16 protein-coding genes and 1 other RNA gene are annotated in these 22903 nt (G+C 55.5%); 9 read left to right on the top strand and 8 right to left on the bottom strand.

What is annotated here, in order from left to right; all coding sequences use genetic code 11:
* Positions 1-102 precede the first annotated feature (102 nt).
* From glmU to FTO74_RS07690, 8 genes are all read left to right on the top strand, one after another.
* On the top strand, positions 103-1515 hold the full coding sequence (gene glmU, locus FTO74_RS07725; RefSeq protein WP_162537625.1) for a bifunctional UDP-N-acetylglucosamine diphosphorylase/glucosamine-1-phosphate N-acetyltransferase GlmU: 1413 nt from the start codon (positions 103-105) through the stop codon (positions 1513-1515).
* A gap of 126 nt (positions 1516-1641) precedes the next feature.
* Positions 1642-2742: an HD domain-containing phosphohydrolase gene (locus tag FTO74_RS07720; RefSeq protein WP_162537624.1), complete on the top strand. Its 1101-nt coding sequence runs from the start codon at positions 1642-1644 to the stop codon at positions 2740-2742.
* A 20-nt stretch (positions 2743-2762) separates the two neighbouring features.
* Positions 2763-3056, top strand: coding sequence for a 4a-hydroxytetrahydrobiopterin dehydratase (locus FTO74_RS07715; protein WP_162537623.1), 294 nt, complete (start codon positions 2763-2765; stop codon positions 3054-3056).
* A 367-nt stretch (positions 3057-3423) separates the two neighbouring features.
* Positions 3424-3861 carry a CYCXC family (seleno)protein gene (locus FTO74_RS07710; RefSeq protein WP_162537622.1) on the top strand — a complete coding sequence of 146 codons (438 nt, stop codon included), beginning with the start codon at positions 3424-3426 and terminating at the stop codon, positions 3859-3861.
* Entirely contained in the window at positions 3861-4280 is a 420-nt protein-coding gene (locus FTO74_RS07705) for an EamA family transporter (RefSeq protein ID WP_162537621.1), read from the top strand. The genes FTO74_RS07710 and FTO74_RS07705 overlap by 1 nt, the downstream gene beginning before the upstream one ends.
* 64 nt (positions 4281-4344) lie before the next feature.
* Positions 4345-4697: a transfer-messenger RNA gene (ssrA, locus tag FTO74_RS07700) on the top strand.
* Positions 4698-5141: 444 nt separating this feature from the next.
* Positions 5142-5948 (top strand): signal peptidase I, encoded by an 807-nt coding sequence (lepB, locus tag FTO74_RS07695; protein WP_255462564.1) that lies wholly within the window; start codon positions 5142-5144, stop codon positions 5946-5948.
* A 412-nt stretch (positions 5949-6360) separates the two neighbouring features.
* Entirely contained in the window at positions 6361-8730 is a 2370-nt protein-coding gene (locus FTO74_RS07690) for a ricin-type beta-trefoil lectin domain protein (protein ID WP_162537619.1), read from the top strand.
* 73 nt (positions 8731-8803) lie between these two features.
* Here FTO74_RS07690 and FTO74_RS07685 read toward each other — a convergent pair whose 3' ends face one another.
* The 8 genes from FTO74_RS07685 to FTO74_RS07655 all read right to left on the bottom strand — a co-directional run bounded on the left by FTO74_RS07685 (position 8804) and on the right by FTO74_RS07655 (position 19073).
* Complete coding sequence (locus tag FTO74_RS07685) at positions 8804-10126, bottom strand: sugar porter family MFS transporter (protein WP_255462563.1); 1323 nt, start codon at positions 10124-10126, stop codon at positions 8804-8806.
* 489 nt (positions 10127-10615) lie between these two features.
* Positions 10616-12508: an SMP-30/gluconolactonase/LRE family protein gene (locus FTO74_RS07680; RefSeq protein ID WP_162537618.1), complete on the bottom strand. Its 1893-nt coding sequence runs from the start codon at positions 12506-12508 to the stop codon at positions 10616-10618.
* On the bottom strand, positions 12505-14109 hold the full coding sequence (locus tag FTO74_RS07675) for a PQQ-dependent dehydrogenase, methanol/ethanol family (protein WP_162537617.1): 1605 nt from the start codon (positions 14107-14109) through the stop codon (positions 12505-12507). Before FTO74_RS07675 ends, FTO74_RS07680 begins: the two co-directional genes overlap by 4 nt.
* A complete protein-coding gene (locus tag FTO74_RS07670; RefSeq protein WP_162537616.1) occupies positions 14106-14915 on the bottom strand; it encodes a c-type cytochrome in 810 nt (269 codons plus the stop codon). Before FTO74_RS07670 ends, FTO74_RS07675 begins: the two co-directional genes overlap by 4 nt.
* 740 nt (positions 14916-15655) lie before the next feature.
* Complete coding sequence (locus FTO74_RS07665; RefSeq protein ID WP_275938921.1) at positions 15656-17212, bottom strand: aldehyde dehydrogenase family protein; 1557 nt, start codon at positions 17210-17212, stop codon at positions 15656-15658.
* Between the two features lie 388 nt (positions 17213-17600).
* The gene (locus FTO74_RS19955) at positions 17601-17756 is read right to left on the bottom strand and encodes a hypothetical protein (protein WP_345934278.1); all 156 of its coding nucleotides are present in this window, start codon (positions 17754-17756) and stop codon (positions 17601-17603) included.
* Positions 17710-18027, bottom strand: coding sequence for a cyclic nucleotide-binding domain-containing protein (locus FTO74_RS19950; protein ID WP_345934160.1), 318 nt, complete (start codon positions 18025-18027; stop codon positions 17710-17712). Before FTO74_RS19950 ends, FTO74_RS19955 begins: the two co-directional genes overlap by 47 nt.
* 299 nt (positions 18028-18326) lie before the next feature.
* The gene (locus FTO74_RS07655) at positions 18327-19073 is read right to left on the bottom strand and encodes a FadR/GntR family transcriptional regulator (RefSeq protein ID WP_162537615.1); all 747 of its coding nucleotides are present in this window, start codon (positions 19071-19073) and stop codon (positions 18327-18329) included.
* 412 nt (positions 19074-19485) lie between these two features.
* Here FTO74_RS07655 and FTO74_RS07650 point away from each other — a divergent pair, with 412 nt between their 5' ends.
* Positions 19486-22872 (top strand): TonB-dependent receptor, encoded by a 3387-nt coding sequence (locus FTO74_RS07650; RefSeq protein WP_162537614.1) that lies wholly within the window; start codon positions 19486-19488, stop codon positions 22870-22872.
* Positions 22873-22903 lie beyond the last annotated feature (31 nt).

Raw genomic sequence — 22903 nt, 5'->3', positions numbered from 1 at the left:
CGCTGGTCGGCAGCGAGTATCGTTTGATTGACGACCAATAGGAAACCCTATGTGATCTTCTGAGCCATGCCTCAGGAGCGGCACGAAGTACCATAGAGGTGTATGGATAACGCACGGTTTGCGATTGCTATTATGGCCGCGGGTAAGGGGACGCGGCTCAAGTCGAAGCGGCCCAAGGTGCTGCATGAGATTGGTGGGCGGGCGTTACTGCTGCACGTCATCGCTGCGGCGAAGACCGTGGTTGCGGCGGAAGATATTTACTGCATTGTTGGGCATGAGGCGGAGCGGGTGCGGGCTGCGGCTGCGCCGACTGGAGTGCGGTTTGTCTTGCAGGCTGAACAGCGTGGGACCGGTCATGCGCTGCAGCAGTTGAAGACTCACTTTGTTGCGACGGGCGAGGCGGTTCCTGAGAATCTGCTGGTGTTGAGCGGCGATGTGCCGCTGATACGGCCGGAGACGATTCGGGCGCTCTGCGAAGGGCATCTGCGGGAGCGGGCGGCGATGACGATTCTTACGGCGGTGCCGCCTGATCCCACGGGGTATGGGAGGGTGCTGCGGGCAGTGCCGGGTGGGGCCGAGGTGACAGCCATCGTCGAGCAGAAGGCGCTGAAGCCGGAGCAGATGGGGGCGCCGGAGATTAATTCAGGCATCTACTGCTTTCGGACGGCGGCGCTCTTCGAGAAGCTGGATCTGCTCTCGACCGATAATGCGCATGGCGAGTACTACCTGACCGATGTGGCTGCTTTGCTGGTGGCTGATGGTCAGCGCGTGGTGGCTGTGCAGGGCGATAGCGTCGATGAGGTGCTGGGGGCGAATACGATTGCCGAGATGATGCATCTCGATGCGGCGATGCGGTTGGCTACGGCGCGGCGGCTGATGAGTGAGGGGGTCACCATCTTCAGGCCGGAGACTTGTGTGATCGATGCCGAGGTGGAGGTAGCGGCAGATACGATTATCGAGCCTTATGTGCAGTTGCTGGGGGCTACGCGGATTGGGCCGGATTGCCGGATTCGGTCGTACTCGGTGATTCAGAGTTCGACGCTGGGTAGTGGGGTGCTGGTTCGGAATGGGTGCGTGATGGACTCGGCCGAGATCGCCGATGGTGCGGTGATCGGGCCTTATGCGCATCTGCGGCCGGAGAGCCGGATCGGCGAAGGGGCGCATGTGGGGAACTTTGTCGAGACCAAGAAGGTGACGCTGGGTAAGGGGTCAAAGGCGAACCATCTTAACTATCTCGGCGATGCGACCATCGGTGATGGCGTCAATATTGGGGCAGGGGCGATTACCTGCAACTATGACGGGGTGAGTAAGCACCAGACCACGATTGGGGATGGGGTGTTTGTGGGGTCGGACTCGACGCTGGTGGCTCCAGTGACGGTGCATGATGGGGCGTATATTGCGGCGGGGTCTTGTATTACCGAGGAGGTGCCGGCGGGGGCGTTGGCGCTGGGGCGGAGTCGGCAGGTGATTAAGGAAGGGTGGGCGGCGGCGAAGAAGGCGGCTCGTAAGAGTTAGGGCACGATAATCCTGTCCATACTGCCTTGAGAACTATCCGAAGTACCTCGTGCGATACGATCCTTGGCCGATAAATCCCAATAGGGCCGCGGATTGCAACGGTACAGGCGCGGAGAAGGGTGAGCCTTGGCAGGCGAACGTATCCTGGTTGTGGACGATGAGGCAGCGGTGCGAGACGTGGTGGCGGCTCTGCTCGAACGCAGCGGATTTCAGCCCGTAACCGCTACGGGTGGGCTCGATGCGCTACGCATCATGCAGGGAGATCCGGCGTATGACCTGGTGTTGTCGGACATTATGATGCCGGGGATGGATGGGCTGGAGCTGCTCGACCAGATCGGCATCAACCACCCGGGGACGCCGGTGGTCGTGTGCAGCGCGGTGCATGATATTCATGGGGCGACCAACGCCTTTCGCCGGGGCGCGATCGACTACCTTCTGAAGCCCTTTGAGCGAGCGCAGTTGATGAAGGTGGTCGCGAGGGGGCTTGAGCATAGCCGGTATCTGCGGCAGAATGCCTCTTACCGGGAGAATCTGGAGGAGATGGTCTCTCGCCGGACCGAAAAGCTGCGGACGATTATGCAGGACCTGGAGCGTAGCTACGACATTACGCTGGAGGCGATGGGCGATGCGCTGGACCTGCGCGATGCCGAGACTGAGGGCCACTCGCGGCGGGTAACCGCATATACCGTCGCGCTGGCGCGGGAGATGGGGATAAGCTCGGCCGAGTTGAGGATCATCGCGCGTGGCGCGTTTCTGCATGACATCGGGAAGATTGCCACGCCGGACCGCATTCTGCTGAAGCCGGGGAAGCTGGACCAGGCCGAGATGGCCATTATGCGGGAGCACTGCGCGAGGGGGTACGACATGGTGCGCAAGATTCCCTTTTTGCGTGAGGCCAGCGAGATCGTCTACTCGCACCAGGAGCGGTTCGACGGGCATGGGTATCCACGGGGGCTGCGGGGAGATGAGATTCCGCTGGGAGCAAGGATCTTTGCGCTGGCCGATACGCTGGATGCTATTACTTCGGATCGGCCGTACCGCAAGGGAGATAGTTTTGAATCGGCCTGTGCGGAGATTGCCAAGTGCAGTGGGAAGCAGTTCGACCCCGCAGTGGTGGAGGTCTTTCTCCGGATACCGATTGCTCGATGGAATGAGCTGCGGGTCGAGACGAGCAGGCTTTCGGCCGAAGGGTTATCCTCGTCGCTGTTTCGCCCGGATGGGATTTGAAAGCTGATAGGATCGCGAGCATGACGAGTTTATCCGCTTTATCGGAACAAGAAGTGAAGGCCGTACTGGCGGTGGAGCCGGAGTGGCGACTGGGGGACGGGAAGCTGCTTCGGGAGTGGGTGTTCCCGGATTTTGTTGCGGCAATGGCCTTTGTGCAGCGGGTTGCGGAGCTGGCTGAGGCCGCCGGACACCATCCGGATATTGATATTCGCTACAACCGGGTGGGGCTGGGGCTGGTTACACACGATGCGGATGGGATCACGCAACGCGATGTGGAGATGGCTCGAAAGCTCTCTGCGGCGTTCCCTTCCTGAAAAACATACTTCAACGCAGAAAAATATATCGAATAGTGAACTTTTTTCTCTTTCCGAAATTATTGAATATCTCCTTTATTTTCATCGAAAACATGTTGAACGGCCGGGGAAATCCTCCAAAAGAGTAGATCGACCCAGAAAAAGATATGAATAGCAGTAGACTTCTACGGAAACCGATGCTAATCTCTGTTCATGGACAGCGATGCTGTTCAGAAAGTTTTCAGCCCGCGCAGGAAGCAAGCGCCGCTGATATAAGTTGCGTCACTGGCCTCCCGGCATGAACAAAATACCGTTCATGCCGCCTTTTTTTTGTGCGCCAGGATGCGACTCTCCCGCGTCCGCGAGTTTGGCCGGTATCATATTTGGTATGAAGAAGCTTCTCGGTTGCCTTGCTCTTGCCTTGGTTACGATCGCCGCTTCGGCGCAATGGACCAATCCTGCAGATGATATTCCGGCCTATAACGCCGCTCCACCGAGCAAGCCGCTGCCCTCGGTGCTGAAGGGCGCGCAGTTGACGGGGCCTTACTTCTCTCACCCTTATCAGGTGACGGCGTATCAGATGGCGGCCAAGATCCCCGGGGTGCTGCACCAGCAGCCCTGCTACTGCCGCTGCGACCGCGAGATGGGCCACAATAGCCTGCATAGCTGTTTCGAGGGAACGCATGGGGCGGCCTGCTCGACCTGCATGAAAGAAGCGGTCTACGCCTACCAGCAGACGAAGAAAGGCCGGACGCCGTTGCAGATTCGCGGCGGCATCGAGCGGGGCGAGTGGATGAACGTCGATCTCGAGAAGGCCGCGCTTTAGTGGGATGGCTGGGCTGGGCGCTGCTCTCGGCCGTCTTTGCGGCGGCGACGGCGCTGCTGGCCAAGGTGGGGATCACGGGGATTGATTCGAATCTGGCGACTGCGATTCGGACTACCGTGATCCTTTTCTTTACGTGGGCTATTGCGATTGGGCTGGATAAGCACCACGGACTGACGGAGATTGGGCGGAGAAGCTGGGTATTTCTTGTTCTTTCGGGAGTGGCTACGGGGCTTTCGTGGCTGTGCTACTTCCGAGCGCTGCAACTGGGACCAGCTTCGAGTGTTGCTCCTATCGACAAGCTGAGTGTGGTGCTGGTGATCGTCTGCGCATGGCTGTTTCTGGGCGAGAGGCTGACGCTGTTGAAGGCAGCCGGTGGCGGGTTGATTGCGCTGGGGGCGCTGCTGCTGGCCTGGGCCTGAAGCGCGCTATACTGATAGAAGTTCTTTGAGTGCCAATGCAATGTTGGTGCCAGCTTCCCAAAGTGGGGGCGTCACGGCTTCGACGGGATTGCTAGCGGCAGAGAGGCATGTCGGGGTGTGGACACCCGTAATCGCTCACAAAACTATAAGTGCCGAACCTCAGTTCGCTCTTGCTGCTTAATAATTAAGTAGCCGATCGCTCAAGCTTCGCCTACGGGCCTGTACCGATCGTCGCACAGTAGGCTGGTCTTCCCTGCTCCGTCTGAGCGGGTCGGATGAGATCAATCAGACTGGTCGTTGTCGCGTCTTCGCCCGTTCTAAGCGCCAATGACGAGACAAAGATGAACGAGGAAAAGCATGAACGCTCTCTGTTGAAGGTAGTTTCGGACGCGGGTTCGACTCCCGCCGCCTCCACCATTTATAACTCCTTTTTTTTTAAGGAGTTATAAGATCGGATCAAAAGTAAGAGGACAACTGTGCAGAGACTGTGCAGTCGCCGTCCGTTCTTTGATCGAGTTCCGCAAATCGAGCACAATCCCCTGAAGTCAGGAGTGCTCATTCGGCTTGTCACAAGTGAATGGTCGCTGACGAGATCGGCGTTTGTCGGGACTGATCTTGAAAATGACGCCGATATGTTTACTCCTATATAACTTCCGGATCGTCCACTAACCGCTCGCACGCCGAATCATCCGGAGGATTCTACGCGGCACAGGGATTTGATAGACTCTGGTCAAGACGCGAACCGACGACGGTCGAACATACATGAAATCATCGCTTTTGAAGTGACCGCTACGAACGCCCTGGGGCTCGCCAGCCTCCCTGAGGAGCCTTTGGATGAGTTCAGCGAGGAAGAGATCTCCTGTGTCAACGAAGCCCGCGGCTTCCGCCATCATCAATCGGGAAGAGACTCCTTTCGAGGCGCTGGCCGGCATCTGCTCAGTTCTAGTAGTGGGTCTGTTCATTCTGACCTTCTTAGGTCAGAACTACGTCATTCCGTCAGGCTCGATGGAGAACACGCTGCTTGTGGGCGATCACCTGGTCGTCGACCAGATCACGCTATCGCCGCCCGCTTCGTGGATGCCGCTCATCAGGTATCGCGAGCCGAGGCGCGGCGATATCGTGGTCTTCCACAAGCCCGTCAATCAGCCTGGTATTGATGCCACTGACGCAGATGGAACACCGCAGTACACTCCTCTGGTGAAGAGATTGATTGGCGTACCGGGCGATCATATTCATCTTCGCAACGGCATCGTGATCGTTAATGGCGTCGCGCAGCCTGTTGGATTTGCGCAGCCGACGACGACGGATAACTTCAACGAATTCCTCGATGATTTTCCAGCAGTATCCCCGGCGGAGGCGGCTGGGGCCTCAGAGGCGTGGGCTGTGAACTTCTCAAATTATGTGCACGACGGCGACCTGGTGGTTCCACCCGGCATGTACTTCATGATGGGCGACAACCGGCACAACAGCCTGGACTCGCGCTACTGGGGCTTCGTGCCGCGCGCCAACATAATTGGCCGTCCGCTGTTCAACTATTGGTCGTTCAAGGCCACTGATGGACAACTTGAACAAACAGGAATCGGTCACAAGCTGGCGTGGATTGGCCACGTTCTGGTGCATTTCTTCCCAGACACGCGCTGGAGGCGGACTTTCCACGTTGTTCGTTGAACCGAAATTGTAAGATCCCGATTTGATCTTGGTGCGCTCCGGTCGATATGACCGCCTATTCGGCAATTAATGCTTGTACACTACCCGACACGCCAGCCGCAGTTCTTGCCTGGATTACTCCCCAGATGTCGGCTTGTCGTTACTGCTTTCTGTGGCCGAATACAGTTTGGCAAGTCCCACAGTGGCCGCGATCTCCCCTGCACCTCCCCAGGGGAGTGCTTGCGCTACGATGCTAGAATCACAGGCAACAGTTCAAAAAATCCCCAGCCTTGCACTCTTGCCATAGAGAAATGCCTTTGTCCCCGGTCTGATTGGTTGAATCATTCTTCTAAGGGTGACAATGATGGCAATCTCCGTGAAAGAGACCCAGCTTGAGGCTGCGTCTAGAACTAGCCCCAATTCCACTTCACAATTGACCTGGACAGGATCGTATTTCGTTTGGAGTGCCTTGAACGGCTACTCGGGAGATACATCCTACGGGTTGAACGTCCAAGGCGCAGTCGCCTCCGCCGGAACACCCATCATTCTTTACCCCTGGGGCGGCGGCCAACCCAACGAGCTATGGCAGTACACCAACAACCAATTTGTCTCCAACCTGGCCAGCAACCTGGTGATCGGCTTCGGAACACCCCTACCCGACAGTCCCGGAAACTACAACCTGGCGCTTGTTGAGCAGAACTTAAACGATCCGAGCCAGATGTGGAACGTGGATGCAGCCACCGGTTTGATCACCAATGTTCAGTATCCCGACTTATATATGAATGTCTCCGGGGACGAGCTGACGGCAAACGCCGCGATTATTACCTACTCACTGCAAGAGGGAAATTCTAATGAAATCTGGACCCTTGTTCCAGCGTGGGCAGCACCGCCTGCAGGAGCTGCATCGACACCGATGCCGACATGGTGTTACATCCAAAGCGGACTCAGCCCTTATGAGAACGACGATATTATTCCTTATCTTTTGACGATTCAGGGCTCAACACCTGTTCAGGGCAATCAGGTGATTCTGGAAACGTTCAGCAGTAATAGTGCGCCCATGCAAATGTGGCAATTCGCCAGCGATCAGCGCATATTGTGCCTTCAGGGACCCGCGAACGCTTTGACTTTGGGGGCGAGCAGCTCGGATGGCGGGTGGGAAGTGACCGTCAATTCGCAGAAGAGTCCGGTTTCCGACGGTCAGCGTTGGAACCTGGGTGGAGAAGCCGCTAACCAGATCGAGAATGTGCAGGTGAGTCAATCTCTCGTTGTTGCGGGTGGATCTTCCGAGCCTGTATCGCCTGTGGGCGAGCCGCTGGTAGAGGTTGTGGCGGGGACTGCAAATCTAAGCTACGACTGGTATGCCATACCCTCCAACCCGCTGGATGCAATACTTGCTCAAGCTCCAGTACCGTTTCCGGCCTTTACTGGCGATCAGCTTATTGCTTACCAATATATTAATCAGCGGCTAGGGTTGGGTACGGGAGATACACCCGACCTCAGAGGTCAGTATCTAAATAGCACTAACTACATGTTGTTTGGTATTTGGTGGAGTGACATTTTAAGTTACGACCCTCCTACTGGAGTTTCAGAGGAGGACTGGGATGTAGTCGTCAATCAACTGGGCGCCGAGATCACAGACGTCAGCGCCGTTCAAACTGTTTTCAGTAACTACGTGGCGTGGCATAATGCCCAGTTCGCGGACAATGGGACGGTACTGAATGGGCTTATAGACAGGGCACAGATGGAGCAATCCGCCAGTACTTCCGGTATTGGGCTGGCTCTTGCTCAAGGTGCTCTGTATACCGTTCTGGAAGCCATTCCAGTAGTGGGCAATGTACTTGGGAATGTCGTCAATACGGTAATCACTGCGGCTTTGGCTGCTCAAACAGTGTCACCAACTCCTTTCCAGGTGGCAGTTTCAGAGCTTTGGAGCGAATTGAGCCAGACTTTCCTGGCTCTCTTTGGCCAGGCCGCGCTTGTGGAGACGATCATCCTCTCGGACTGGGGCAAACTGCAGGCTACCTATCCTCTTACACAACTGGCGCAGGGTGCTCCTGGTTCGCTCTCGGCAGACGCCCTCAGCAACGCCAATCTGCTGTCCACATCGACCACGGGCTACACCATTGCCGCAATGCAAATTCTTCTTCCCGCGCAATTTCAAATCTACGTTTATCAGGATGACAACGATGATCCAGTCGATGACATTCCTGCGTTTGCGCAAATGATTCTGCCTGCGGGCAACAATCTGTGGACTAAATATTGGATTGCCAATTCCACGGACTGGGACCTGTATCCTGCTAAAAATTCTCTGCAGAACGACGTATGGGACAACGGCGTGGCGACGTGGGATTTCTTCACTGGAGCTAACGGTTGGGGATTCGCGATCTGCTACGTGTATGACTTCGTTGTCGAAGGCTATGATGCCGTGGTGGTGAACGTCACAAATCAAACTGGAAATCTGCTTACTGCCCAGGTGAGTATAACCGGAGGCGTCATCAAACAAGCGCCCGGGACTATCAGCCCGTATATGAGCTCCAGCTTTGCTGCAAATGCGGACGGCACTCTGAATCCGACACTGAATTTCGAGATATTTGACCCAAATATCTCCACGGAAACTGCGGTTGCTTCTTTTACTGCGGTTCAACCCTTGGCCGGTTCCACAGGCGGGTGGCCGACTGTGAGTAACCAAAGCACGAACAACGGATACTCTTTCTCAAACCCAATATGCAACCAGGCTGCGATACAAGGCATCTTCAAGGACGGCTATCCGGGTGCCGTTCAGATCAGTCTTTATCGCTCGTAATAGCCACTATTCCAATTTGAGACGTCTTCAATCCAGGCCTTTGGGTTCATCACCCAAAGGCCTTCTACCAGGTTTACTGAATGCCAAGCTGTGCTTGAATCGCCTCGAGAGAGCTGCCCTTGGTTTCCGGATAGACGAATAGCACGATGAAGAACTGCAGCAGCATCATGGCTGCGAAGAAGGCAAATGGCAATGCCTGCGATTTCGCAGCAATCAAGGGGAATGTGCCAGCGATTAGTGCGTTCATAATCCAGTGCGATGAAGAACCGATACTCTGCCCCTTCGAGCGGACTCGCGAGGGAAAGACCTCCGCGATGTACACCCAGATCACCGATCCCTGGGAGATCGCGAAGAAGACGATGAACAGAACAAGTAACCAGACCAGCAGGTTTTGATGTGTCTGGGTATGAAAGATCGCGGCGACGCCCGCCAGAGCCAGAGTCATTCCGGTGGCGCCAATCAGCAGGAGCGTTCTGCGGCCCAGCTTGTCGATGAGAGTCATGCCAAGGAAGGTGGCGAGCAGGTTGACAAGACCTACGCCCACGGTCTGGAGAGCCGCAGAGTTTGCGCTGAAGCCTGCCGAAGCGAAGATGTAGTTTGAGTAGTACAGAATCGCGTTGATGCCTGAGAGCTGGTTGAAAAGACCGACCGAGACGGCAAGAAAGATGGGCTTGTTGTAGCGGCCATTGAAGAGCGGCTCCTCTTTGAGGCCGTGTTCCAGATGGATCGAGTCCACGATCTCTTGCAGCTCGGCGGCGGAGTCGGGAGACCCCATTAGCTCCAGTACCTCGCGGGCTTCGCCGGTCTGGTTGGTGGTGACGAGCCAGCGCGAGCTGCGCGGGATGCCGTAGAGCAGGGTAAGAAAAAGAAGCGATGGCACGATGGCTACGCCGAACTCCCAACGCCATTGCAGAAGGCCGAGGTTGCAGGTGGTGATGATGTAGTTGGAGAGATAGGCGAGCAGGATGCCGATGACGACGTTGATCTGGAAGAGGCCCACCATGCGACCGCGAAGCCTGGCAGGAGCCAACTCGGCGATATAGACGGGGCCTAGCACCGATGAGCCGCCGATGCCGAGGCCGCCGATCAGGCGAGCGATCATCAGCACATTCCAGCTCCAGGCGAAGGCGCAGCCAAGGGCGGAGATCGTATAGAGGATCGCCATGATGCGCAGCGCTTCGCGGCCACCAATCTTCTGCCCCAGAACACCGGAGCCCATCGCCCCGATCACAGTGCCGACCAGCCCGATGAAGACCGTGAGGCCAAGCGTAAAAGGCGTGAGGTGAAATACCTCTGTGAGCTGTTGCGTTGTACCGGCGATGACTGCCGTATCGAAGCCGAAGAGCAGGCCGCCTAACGCTCCGACCGCAGTAGCCTTTACAAGATAGCGATTCAAGATGCTCTCCAATCAGGTGGTAAGGAAGTGGGAGAGATGGGGCAATCTCCCAGCCCTTCAAAGTGATATTGCATGGTTTTGTAACCGCGAACTTCATCGTCGTCGCATCGAACTGGCCGGAGAGCCAAAAACTTTGCCTGACGTCGAGTAGATGAGTGCGTGGCCACCGCCGAGCGCGAGGAGCCCGGGGCACTCTCTCATCTCGCCGTCGATGCAGGGGTTTGCTTTCAGTTTGTCGCTTCACCTGCCACGAGTCAGTCCGTGCAGATACATCCGGTGGTGCATGTCCTGCGAACGGTAGAGTAACACGCAGTCACCGACCTTCGCGATGCCGGAGCCAACGGTCATGTAATATCACTCACCCTGCTTCTATGTGGAGGGATCGAGGAAGCGTTCAATTCCCTGCTCTAGATCGAGAAAAATAAAAACAGATACTTTCACACCAGAACGTCTAACTCTGTTCAGCGATGGCTTCGGGATAAGCAGCCGTTAGTACTGGAACGAACCTTTGTCTGGAACGTGCAGACGATAGACAGATGTCTGTGCTGTAACGTAGAGGGTTTGAAGATCAGGTCCACCGAAGGCACAGTTCACGGGAGTTTCGGGAAACTCAATCATCTTGATCAACTTGCCGGCCGGGGTATAGATTGCGATGCCTTTGCAAGCGACGTAGAGATTGCCGTTGGCGGCAACACGCAGACCATCGGGAGTCCCTTCAATTCCCGAGATGAGAGTGCGCTCATGCGAAGCATTGCCGTCCTTGTCGAGATCGTAGGCATGGATTGTCTTCTCGGTCGAGTCGGCTACATAGAGTGTGCGGCCATCTTCCGTCAGAGCGACACCGTTGGGGCGCGGCATCTTGGCTATCAGCGTTACTTTGCCACGAGGGTCGACGTGGTAGAGGCCATTGAAGGAGAGCTCTCGAGGCTCTAGGAGAGCCGCCGAAGCTGGGTCGGAGAAATATACCTGTCCATCGCGGCGGACAACGACATCGTTAGGCGAATTGAGGCGTTTTCCTTCATAGGCCGATGCGACGATTGTCTCGCTGCCATCTTTCTCCTGACGCGATACCCGATGGCCGTCGCGCTCCGCGGTATAGAGTCGCCCCTGAACGTCCATAGAATTGCCGTTTCCGGCCCTTGTGTAGCGGCGGTATACCTCAGGCTGGTTCGGAGTCGCGATCTTGATGGTGCGGGAGTTATAGATATCGCTGAAGAGCAGGTAGCCTCCTCCGTCCTTTACCCATACGGGCCCCTCGACGAATGAGAAACCGGTTCCGACACGTTCGAGTCCAGAGTTCGCCGATGGTGCCGGCACGGGTGGGGGCTCAATCTGTAGATCCAGCCGCCAAGTCCACGACTCGTTTGCCTTCAGCTTTATGAGACCGACGCCTGTGTTCAACGAGTTCTGCACGCCGAACCAGGGTTCGGGGCAGAAGTAGCCGACCGCCGGGCCACCGAAGGCATTGGTACGGATGAGCGGTTCGGGCAAGGTAGAGCTCGCCGTTTGCGTCAGGCGAAGGACCATACCTTGCGGATCAATGAGACGCGAGAACGGCTGGCTCTTATATCCCGTGAGAGGCATTGCGACGTGCGCGTCGAAACTTCCCAACTCCTCCGGTTGATAGAACGAACGAGGCTTCTGTTGGCCGTTGAGTACACCGACCGTATTGCGGAGCAGTTGCCCCGTGCTCTGAGTCTCGAAGAGCATCTTCGCTGGGTCAGTGCCAGGAAGAAACGGCAATTTGAAACCGATGTGGTTACCAATGGAGAACGGCATGGGCTCGGTGTTGGCCGCGTCGGACTTGACGACATAGTCGATCGTCAGATGACCATTCATCAGTTCGAAGTTCGCATCGAGGTGAAAAGAAAATGGGTAATACTTCCGAGTCGCGTCGGAGTCGGTCAGTTCTACAGTGACACGCGCGCTATGGTTATCGGCAGCCCGACTAACCTCCTTCCACGGGACCAGGCGAGCAAAGCCGTGGCATGGCATAGGATAGCTCTTGCCAGTTACTTTATAAGTGCCTGTGCCGCAGCTCTCCTTGGGAACCGTGTCCGTTGGGTACTGTGCTCCGACAGCCGGCCAAAGAAGTGGCCCCTTGCCTTGGAAGCCGGTCTTATCATCGTAGTTGCGAGCGTGATAGAGCATCTCGATGGACTGCCCTTTGTAAGTCACCTTGTAACTGGAAAGCTCTCCACCTTCTGAAGGAGCTATCGCGGCCTCCTGGCCTGCAACATGATCGTGCAGTACGACGACGCGTGGTGAGTTAGGACCGGTTGCAGGTTCATCCGTGATGGTGTAGCGAGCCTGGCTGAAGCCCCACTGAGAGAGGAGGCAAAGAGAAGAAATCAGGACGATGCGGGCTGAAAGGCTTTTCATTTGGCTGTCACCTTTTGGGGTTCAAAGAGAGCAAAGCTGAAGACTGTCGTGTTGGTTGCAATGGCGACATACTGTTTGCCATCGACCATATACGTCATCGGTTGCGCGTTGATGCCTTCACCCGTGTTGTAGTGCCAGACAGGCTTTCCGGTTCTGGCATTAAGCGCGACAAACTCGCCATCCAGTTCGCCGGAGAAGAGAATACCGCCGTTGGTCGACAACACACCACCCCCCAGCGCCGAGTTTCCGATGCGTTCCTGCTCCCATACCTGGCGGCCAGTCAGAAGATCGAGTGCGCGAACGTAAACCTTCCAATCGGCGTCATGCAGGAGCACATCACCACCTGCGCGATACTGAAATCCACCCGGGCGAAAGGTCTCCGTGTTCTTGGTGGCAAGCCCGCACCCTTCGAGAGCGACGACATAGAAAAGGTTGGTTTGGGGACTATAAGCGGGCGACATCCAGTTGGTCGCGCCGATAGACGATGGACAGACCTTCGTCCCCTTTAGACTCGGCTCAACCCCAGGGATGCGAATAGGACGCCCCGATGCTGCAAGGCCCGAGGCCCAGTTCATCTTCTGGACGAATGGTACACCGTGAAGAAACTTTCCCGTCTCACGATCCAGCACATAATAGAAACCATTCCGGTCGGCATGAACCATAAGCTTGCGCATCTTGCCTTCATACTTGGCATCGACGAGTACTGGCATCTCCGCCCCGTCCCAGTCCATCATGTCGTGGGGTGTGAACTGGAAGTACCACTTCAGCTTGCCGTTATCCAGATCGAGCGCAACCATACATTCGCTGTAAAGATTGTCCCCCTTGCGAACGTCTCCATTGAAATCCGGTGAGGGATTGCCCATGCCGAGATAGTAGAGGTTGAGTTCCGGATCATAACTCCCACTCATCCATGCGGCTGCGCCCGCATGCTTCCAGGAATCTCCGGCCCATGTTTCATTGCCAGGTTCACCAGGCCCTGGAATCGCGGCCCAATGCCATAAACGCTTTCCTGTCTCTGCATCATAGGCTTCAATCCACCCATTCAGCCCGCGGTCTCCTGGGGCCACTCCCACGATGATCTTCCCGTTGGCGATGAATGGGGCGGGAGGGGCAGAGTAACCCTCTTTCGTCTCCGCAATCTTGATCTGATACACAACGCTTCCGGTCGAGGCATCCAGGGCTATCAGATAATCATCGGTGGTCAGATAGTAGACCCGATCCTTATAGACTGCCGCTCCTCTTTGCGGACCTTCGCGATCTTTAACCGTCGTTAGCTGATGATGATGATCCCAGATCAGGCGCCCGCTACGACCATCAATCGCGTAGAGCGCATTGGGCTGCGTAAAGTACAGCACACCATGGACTGCGATCGGCACGCTCTGCATGGATGCACCGCCACTGACATGAAAAGCCCACTGAGAAACAAGAGAACTTACATTCGCTAGCTTGATCTGGTCCAGCGTACTGTTGCGCTGACTGTCATAGCTTCCGTTATAAGTCAGCCAGTCCTTGCCAGGAGGCTGTCGAAGTTGCTCATCCGTCACTTGCGCGGAGAGTGATACAACCAAACTAAACATGAGGATCAGAACTATTTTTTTCATCGTCCGACCGCTCCATCTCCCTCAACTTCGCGTGTCTTGTGTTGCACCATGATCACCTGTCGAGCGAGCATGGCTAGCATATCGTTGTATTCGTCAACGGTTAAGACCTTGTCATAGTTATGTGGCATAAGGGAAGCCTTCGATTTTTCAACCGACTTCAATTCGCTGCGATCGAGCAGATGGAGATGATTCTGACGGTCCAGCAGTTGAATCGAAAAGTCATCTTCGTTCTTAGCGATCCCATCAATCACCTCACCTTTCCGCGTAACCACCTTCATGGGCTGATAACCGGCGGGAATCGGCCCATCCATGGTGAGAGTCTCTTTTAGGCGTTTCAACGTAATCGTAGCCCCCACATTGGATAGATCTGGCCCGATCCTTCCACCTTTCTCCCCCAGAGTGTGGCATTGCAAGCATCCTCCCTTGCCGACGAAGATCTCTTTGCCGTGCTCCACATTGCCGGGAACATCAGCCTCCGATGCCGAACTGCGTATGGCGCGAATAAAGGCAACTACTTTCCAGATATTGTCGTCAGGAATCGTGAACGCGGGCATGGGAGTGCCGGGGATTCCGTGCTTGATCGTGTCGTAGAGCGAGCCTTCGGTAACGCGAAAGAAACGACGATCTCCCACAAGAGCCGGGGCCAACTCACCTTCTTGTCCATCCATTCCATGACATGCGGTACAGGTCTGGTTGTAGATCGTATGTCCCTCGGCAACGACCTTTGGCCCCGCACCGATAGGGCTCTTGATAATAGGCTCTTGGGCTGCCGAGGCATAGACCACCGCTGCCACTAAAGACAGCATCAGGATGGTACTCCGTATTTGCATGCTTAGATGGCTCCCTCTAGCACAAGGTGAATGATGCTTGAATCGTTCACAGCTTTTCCGTAAAGCTTTCACCATCACGAGCCCCATGTTGCTGCGGTCTGCTTCGAGATCAAAGTAAGACAGCCTGAGTTGAGCAGGCAAGAGGCGGTCCGCGCCATACTCAGCACAGACTGCTTACGCGAATAGGAGAAGAGTTTCTTACTCACGCTCCACCTCAAAAGAGGAGCTTCAGATCGAGTTGAATAATGCGTGGATCATTAGCTGCCTGTATCTGGCCGAAGCCTGCAGCAGTGACCGTTTGAATTGGGCTCTTTGCTCGGGAGCCAGTGTCATCCGCGTGAAAGTTCGGATGATTGAACGCGTTGAAAAGCTCTCCACGAAATTGCATGGAGATACTATCAACCATGCGACAAAGTAATTTGCTTGACCGCAAGCTCGGACGTCTTCGGATGTGCCTACCCCAGGAGCTTGACTGGCATAACAGCGACCGCTCCCAAGGCTGCGGCCTGCGAAACTGTCGGCGGCTCAAGAACAAGTCAGGAATTATTTGCCTCATTGCATCACTGCCTTAGTGTGTTTGATCGCGCCGGAACCCAGCCACTTGGACGCGTTACAGCATAGGTTGCATCTTCTATTTGCGCAGCCCCTATAAGGGCACCGAATCTCTAATACTTCCCGCTCCGAATCGATAACGATACTGAGAGATTTCGACTTTCTTAAAGCTTCACGGTGACGGCCTTGACTTCGGTGTAGTTGTTGAGAACTTCAGCTCCCATCTCGCGGCCCCAGCCGGACTGTTTGTATCCGCCGAATGGAAGAGCTGCGTCAAAGACGTTGTGACAGTTGACCCAGACGGTGCCTGCTTTAATACGACGAGCCATCTTATGAGCGATCGAGATATCCCGAGTCCATACACTCGCGGCTAAACCAAAAACCGTATCGTTCGCCTGGGCAGCAAGTTTCTCGAGGTCGGCATCCGATGAAAATTTCTGAGCGACGACAACAGGGCCAAAGATCTCTTCGGCGACTACTTTCATATCCGGCCTCACATCGTGGAAGACAGTGGGCTGTATGAAGTAGCCGCGATCGGAATAACGTCCTCCACCCGAGCCGATCTTCGCCCCTTCCTCTCTCCCGCTGGACAGATAAGCGGACACCTTTTCGAACTGTTCCTCGGAGACAAGAGGACCAAGCTCCGTGGCAGGATCAAGGCCATGGCCGATCTTGATCTTGCCGGCGATCTCGCTAACTCCGCTGATAACCTGATCAAAGACAGCCTCGTGCGCGAAGAGACGAGAGCCGGCACAGCAACATTGGCCCTGATTGAAAAAGATCGCAGAGGCCGCCCCGGCGATGGCTGTGTCCATATCAGCATCAGGGAAGATGATTGCGGGAGACTTGCCACCGAGTTCGAGAGTGACCTTCTTTAGGTTGCCGGTTGCCGCCTTCGCTATAAGCTTGCCGACCTCAGTTGATCCGGTGAAGGCTACCTTGTCGACAAGATTATGCGCGGCAAGCGGGGCTCCGCATGGCTCGCCAAACCCCGTAAGAACATTGACAACGCCCGGAGGGAATCCAGCTTCAACTATCAACTGAGCGAGCCGAAGCCCTGTCAACGGCGTCTGCTCCGCAAGCTTGAGTACGACTGTACATCCAGTTGCGAGTGCAGGCCCCAGCTTCCAGGCAGCCATCAGCAGAGGAAAGTTCCAGGGAATGATCTGGGCCACGACACCGATGGGTTCGCGGACGGTGTAAGAGAGAAAATCTTGGCCGGCAGAGAGAGGAATTGTAGAACCAAGATTCTTCGTGGTCCAACCGGCCATATAGCGAAAGAGATCGACAGCCAACGGAACGTCCGCAATGCGCGCTACCGAGACCGGTTTGCCGTTATCGAGAGACTCCAGTTCCGCAAACTCTTCAGTATGGGATTCAAGCAGGTCGGCCAGCTTCCATAACAGTTGACCGCGCTGAGAGGGACTGACACGGGACCAGGGGCCTGAGTCGAAGGCGCGACGTGCGGCCACGACCGCTTTGTCGACATCGTTATGATCGGCCTCCGGCACATGGCAGATCACCTCGCCTGTAGCCGGGTTGTAAACGGGGAATGTTTTGCCTGACGATGCGGGGACGAAGTTACCATCGATCAGCATTCTATGGTGTGTGCGTACAAACTCCGCGGCTTGGAAGCCGAGGCGGGAGTCCAGCTCAACTTCTGACGACGGTGCAAAGGTGGCCATGATCTTGTCCTCGATTTGAAAATCTTCGGCCGACACATCAATCAGGCTTCGTTCTATGGCCGCTCAATTTTGAGGCGGAAAATATAGCACCACCAATGGATTCTTGTCGAAGAGAGAATAAGTCGAATGTTGGACTAATAGTCAGACCAAAAATAGTTGCGTATCGGCCTAGCTTGGCAAATAAGTAAAGCAGGCTCGATCCGGAGGTAAAACTTGCCCGTTGCGTATACTGCTCACACCTTCGATTGCCCGATCTAATAATTGCTATGGAGTCTCGCACGTCGTGATTCGGCGTTCCTCATCCACATCCACGTGGCGTATCCTGAGTAATCGGTGGAATCAGCATCTCGGGCTCGCCGGGTTTGCCGAACTCCGCCATCAGCAAAAGAATTCGCGCCAGTCTTTTTTCGCTTGAATTGAATAGCTAATCGACAAGGTCAGCCTGAATTCTCATGCTGCGCTCGAGCAGAAACTTCACAAACACATCGGAGAAAGCGTGCTCCACATGCATTACGCGAACCATCTCCTTCCTCTCAATCCTCAGCGCCGTGCAGGCAGTGATGGCGGTCACCGTTGCCATATGAACTCCCACCCATGCTTGCAAGCGACTCCTCGCCAATGAAGTTCCCAGAGGAAAGAAGGGCAACGGTCACTTCTTTTCCATTGCTTGAGACTACAGTGAGCTTTGCACGACCCTTCTGCAAATAAAAGATGGCGGTGGCGAGGTGGCCTTGGGAGAAGAAAGCCTGCTTCAGCTTGAACTGTATGATTCTTCGTCCAAGACCGGCATTTGCTAAGAGATCTACAGAATCGAAAGTCGTACTTTTGAGATCAAGTATCCGGGCAGGCACTTTCCGAATACTGCCTCGTCAATGGACAATTTAGAGAGAGCGATAAGCGCGACCGATTTGCTATCAACAAACAGAATCGTTGAAACATTGTAGATAACTTTGGGCGATGAGAGACCATCAGCATCGCTGGAGTAGGCACGAAGCACGCAGTATCAGCTTGAGTACGGAAAGACTGTGAGTCTTCCTTCATTTTTTGCAGTAGACGCTGCAATCCCAGTCATTAAGCCTCAATTATGCCCGCACACAGAAGGAAGATCTAATGCCATCAGTGAGACGACGGAGAACTCGATGAGCGAATATCAAACATAAGGAGACGGCTCACGAGAGCCACCGTGTTTTTTAACCACTTGAATGACCAGTTGTTGTGTCTCTTCCAGATGTTTCCGCATTGCGCGCCGCGCCGCGCTCGGCCTGCGTGAGGCGATCGCTCGATAGATTGCTTCATGTCGACTTAAGACAGATGCCGCGACATTCGGCATCTGCACCTTGTATTTCAGCCATTGGCGCGTAATGTTGCGTAACAACTGCACGGCGTTGCGCAACACGTCGTTGTGGGCAGCGGCAGCGACTGCCAAGTGGAAGTTCATATCAGCTTCCAAAATAGATGTTCCGGCTGAGATAGCATTGCTCATCTGAGTAATCGCCTCTTTGATCCGAGCGATCTCCTCTTCAGACGCTCGTTCCGCCGCCAACCCGGCCAAGTTCTCTTCCACCAGCGCGCGGGCTTCCATGATCTCCGCAAGCTCTTCGTGATCGGTACCAGTGAAAGCCCAGAGTAACGGTCGCGACAGAAACTCCGATCTCGGGCAAACAAATGTTCCGTCGCCCACGCGGCTATCGAGCATCCCCACGAGCTCCATCGCCTTCAGTGCCTCTCGCAATGACGTGCGGGCGATGCCGAACTGTTGGCACAGCTCACGCTCCGGCGGAAGACGGTCTCCGGCCTTCCATGTCCCTTTAACCACGTACGCGATCAGTTGCTCGAAGGCGGCCTCCGTGAGCGTTGTACGCGGTAAAGCACTCACGGGTTTAAGCGATCGGGGCATTGTGACGTATCCTCCTCCAATGCTCCTGGGCAGCTAGCCTCAGGAGGTGGGCACCTGATCTTTACGACGGTCGCAATTAGGGTTGCCCAGTGCAGTGTGCAAAGTCGAGAGTACCACGCGTCGGATATCAAGCCGAACCGCTCCGAGAAACTACCCCAAAAGCCTTGGGCCGGAAGGCTTCGTAGCGCAAAGCCAAAGGCAACAGGGAACATCAGCCAGGGCGACCGGACGAGGCAGATCACCCGGAGCTTTCATTTTTTTCATCCACTAACGAAAACTCACTTGACAGAAGGAGTTCACTATCCGTATTGTCTCGGTGCTCCGGTAAAGGTCAGTCCAATGTACCTTTACGGTCCAGCACTGCCGCCGGCTTGCCGCATTCACGACTCCTGGCGGTCAAAGGAGATTTCCAATGGTCTCTCGCGCCACGAAGCTTCTGCTTCTCCTGTCCTTTACGGTCTGCTCCTGCTTTCTTTCCGCACAAACCACCACTGGTACGATCGTCGGTCAGGTGCAGGACGATACCGGCGCAGTGCTGGCAAACGCCTCTGTCAAGCTGACGCTGGTCGCAAACGGCACCACGCGTGACACCAAGACAAACGGCTCCGGGGCCTTCAGCGCACCCGTCATGCCACCAGGTATTTACTCGGTCATGGTCTCCGCTCCGGGCTTCGCCGATAAGACACTGAATGGCATTACTCTGCTCGTCGACCAGACGTTGAACCTGACGATCAGTATGCAGCCGGGCACGATTGGCCAGTCGATTGAGGTAGAAGCTTCAGCTCCTCTGGTCGATTCGGTAACGTCCTCGCTGGGGCAAGTTGTCGAGGAGAAGCAGATTCTCAACATGCCGCTGAACGGTCGCAATCCCTTCGCCCTGGGGCTGCTCGTGGGCAATACGACACAACTCTTCGGCGTGGGATCGAACCTCCCGTTTATCGCGGGAGGCGGACGTTTCACCGCAGTCGACGTATCGCTGGACGGCGTGGATAACAATACGGTTACCAACGCAGGGGCCATTGGGCGCACCGGTATTGCGATCGTCCCTTCGGTCGATGCAGTGCAGGAGTTCAAGGTCGAGACCAACAACTTCCCTGCCGAGTTCGGCCACGCCGCAGGTTCAGTGGTCAACACTACGCTCAAGAATGGCTCCAATGCTTTCCATGGTGTCTTTTTTGAGTTCCTGCGCAACAACGACTTCGACGCAAATAACTACATCACGAAGCTTGCCGGGCTTCCTCGGGCTCCCTTTCATCAGAATCAGTTTGGAGCCACATTGGGCGGACCGATTCTAAAGAAGAAGTTGTTCTTCTTCGTCGATTACCAGGGCACACGGCAGACCACTCGAGCTGCCAGCACCATCAACAACCTGCCCCCAGCGGCATTCCGCACTGGTGACTTCTCGGGCACTTCGGTAAAGATCTTTGATCCCACCACACGGCACATTGGCCCCAACGGCACGGTGGTCGCTACCCAATTTCTTGGCAACAAAATCCCACCTGGACAACTGAATAAAACAGCCCTGGCGATCGTCGGCCTTATTCCTCCAACGAATACCGGACTCCCGACCGATCTGTCACGTAACTTCGTCTATCAAGCGCCGCAGTTCAACAACACCGATCAGGGAGACGTTCGCATCGACTACACGATCTCCCAGAAGAACACGCTCTATGGCAGCTTCTCCAAGAGCAATAACACCGTACCCGCGGTAGGTATATTTGCGGGTTTTCTCGGTGGAGGTTCGCCTGCGGTAAGTAACTCCATGCAGTTGGCGATGACCGACGTGCATATCATCACGCCGAACCTGATTAACGAGGTTCGCTTCGGATTGATCCGTCATAACGGCAGCCTCTCCGGTACGGGTCAGGCAGGCGAAGCGTTCGCCAATGATAACAACTTCGCTTTATTTCCCGGACCAGTGCAAGGCTTTGGCACAATCAACTTCAACTACTCCGGCGTGCAAAACGGCACGCAGGAGTTCACAACCATCGGCGGCGGCGATCTGAACAACAACATCGAGACTCGTGGCCAGCTTGGCGATAATATCTCCTGGACACGCGGCAAGCACGCCATGAAGTTTGGCGTCGATCTGCGCAACGCCCGTTTGAATACACTGCGTGGTTCGCCTTTTTTCGCGCAGAACTTCTACGGTGCAACCTTCACGTCGAGTTCCGACTCGCCGGGTTCCGGTTTACCCTTCGCAGACTTTCTGCTGGGCGATCCTACCAGCCTGCTGGCCGCTCCCATGCTAGCGTGGGGCCGTCAGCGCGACAGCTACGTCGGTCTGTTCGGGCAGGACGATTGGAAGCTCTCCAAAAATCTCACGGTGAATGTGGGGCTGCGCTATGAGCTGTATACAGAGCCAATCGATTCGCGCAATCTCGGTAGCCTCTTTGACATTCGCACAGGAAAATACGTCATCCCATGCACCAATGGATATAGCTGCGCCATGGTCCAGGGCGACCACAATAACTTCGGGCCCCGCATTGGTGCGTCCTATCAGATCACTCCCAAGTTCGTGGTTCGCGGCGGCTACGGCATCTTCTACGGGCTCAAGGATCAGAACCAACAGATCACGCAGTTCTCGGACAACCCACCGAATATTCCTCTCGTCGCGCTTCCAAATGTCTCGGCCACCACGACTGTCACTCCGCCATTCAACATCAGTACCCCAATCAAGGCGTTGCCTGTGAGCACGGATCTTAGCGGCTTCACCGCTGCGAATCCGCTGAGTACTTCTTTCCGTACGCAGGCCTTTGACCACGCGCAAAACCCAATGCTGATGCAATACAACCTGGACCTACAGTACCAGCTCACGAACAAAATCGTGATCGAAACTTCCTACAGCGGCGCTCGCGGATCGGACCTGGCTTCGCTCTTTCAGGATCAGAACCAGATTCCGTTCTCGCAAGCCGTCGCCGGGCTGAACAAACAGGCAAACCGTCCGTTCCCGGGCATCAATGGCCAGGTATTAGCGGTCTTCGCAACGGCAACTTCAAACTACAACTCGGGTAACGTGAAGCTCGAAGTACGTCCCACCCATGGCCTCAGTATGCTCACCAACTACACCTGGCAGAAGAACCTGGAAACAGGTGGCAGTGGACCAAATGCCTTCACGCAGAACGGCGGAACTGCTATCTCCATCAGCACCTATGAGCCGCAGCGCGAAAATGGTCTGGCCGCGATCAACGTAGCTCATAACTTTACTGCAAGCGTCAGCTATGAGCTACCGTTTGGAAAGAACCGTACTTTTCTGAATAGGAGTGGCGTGCTTGATGCGTTCGTGGGCGGCTGGATACTTAACGGCATCGGCACGCTACGAACCGGCTTCCCCACTGATATCCGTACCAGCCTGCTGCCCCCGGTCTTCAACACCTATAACGTTGCTGATTGCGTTGCAGGAGTCCCGAGAAAGCTTCCAAACCCAAGTCCCAGTGGCTACTTCAATCCGGCGGCGTTCAAAGTGCCAAACGTCGTGATTGGTGCCCAGGGCCAGAACGTGCAAACCTTTGGCAACTGCGGTCACTTTCCAACCACAGGCCCTGGCTTGAAGAACCTCGACTCATCAATCTTCAAAGACTTTCACTACTCCAGTAGGTCCTATGCCGAGTTCCGTGCCGAGTTCTTCGACACGACGAATACTCCGGCCTTCACCCTGCCGGGTGCCAATGACCCAACGCTTACTTGCCAGGGAACACCCGGAGCCACCTGCAATGCCAGCAATCCTAACTTCGGCAAGCTATCGAGCGGCACCGCTGTAGGTCGTCAGATACAGTTCTCGGTGAAGATTTACTACTAAAATGCCTTCACATGACCGGAGAGAGATAACG

The organism is Granulicella sp. WH15 (genome assembly GCF_009914315.1).
GTDB lineage: Bacteria > Acidobacteriota > Terriglobia > Terriglobales > Acidobacteriaceae > Edaphobacter.
This window is presented reverse-complemented; position numbering and strand designations above follow the sequence as displayed.

Coding starts and splice junctions, on each gene's coding strand:
- glmU (WP_162537625.1), top strand. CDS start 103: ATGGATAACGCACGGTTTGCGATTGCTATTATGGCCGCGGGTAAGGGG.
- FTO74_RS07715 (WP_162537623.1), top strand. CDS start 2,763: ATGACGAGTTTATCCGCTTTATCGGAACAAGAAGTGAAGGCCGTACTG.
- FTO74_RS07710 (WP_162537622.1), top strand. CDS start 3,424: ATGAAGAAGCTTCTCGGTTGCCTTGCTCTTGCCTTGGTTACGATCGCC.
- FTO74_RS07680 (WP_162537618.1), bottom strand. CDS start 12,508: ATGAAAAGCCTTTCAGCCCGCATCGTCCTGATTTCTTCTCTTTGCCTC.
- FTO74_RS07675 (WP_162537617.1), bottom strand. CDS start 14,109: ATGAAAAAAATAGTTCTGATCCTCATGTTTAGTTTGGTTGTATCACTC.
- FTO74_RS07670 (WP_162537616.1), bottom strand. CDS start 14,915: ATGCTGTCTTTAGTGGCAGCGGTGGTCTATGCCTCGGCAGCCCAAGAG.
- FTO74_RS19955 (WP_345934278.1), bottom strand. CDS start 17,756: ATGGCAACGGTGACCGCCATCACTGCCTGCACGGCGCTGAGGATTGAG.
- FTO74_RS07655 (WP_162537615.1), bottom strand. CDS start 19,073: ATGCCCCGATCGCTTAAACCCGTGAGTGCTTTACCGCGTACAACGCTC.
- FTO74_RS07650 (WP_162537614.1), top strand. CDS start 19,486: ATGGTCTCTCGCGCCACGAAGCTTCTGCTTCTCCTGTCCTTTACGGTC.